1 pseudogene is annotated in these 257 nt (G+C 33.1%); it reads right to left on the bottom strand.

Features of this window, described 5'->3' with window-relative positions:
• Positions 1-257, bottom strand: a pseudogene (locus ACIR131C_RS26705) (ATP-binding protein); the annotation flags it as partial.

Genomic DNA, 257 nt, shown 5'->3' with positions numbered 1-257 from the left:
TTGTATCTTTAACCATTTTTTCTACAACTTCTTTAGCCAAAGCATTCACTAACCAAGGTTGTCCTTGGGTTAAATCAAATGCTGTTTCTATAGCTTCTGGTGTGAAAATTTGTCCTGTTGCTGCTGTATGTTGTTGATATAATTCTCCTACTTCTTCAATATTAAAATCTCGCATAGTAATAGAAGCAACTTTAATATTAAAAGGACTAGATGTATTTAATCTGTCACTACCTCCCGATGCTACTTTATAATCTCGT

This window comes from Dolichospermum circinale AWQC131C (genome assembly GCF_000426905.1).
Lineage (GTDB): Bacteria > Cyanobacteriota > Cyanobacteriia > Cyanobacteriales > Nostocaceae > Dolichospermum > Dolichospermum circinale.
This window is presented reverse-complemented; position numbering and strand designations above follow the sequence as displayed.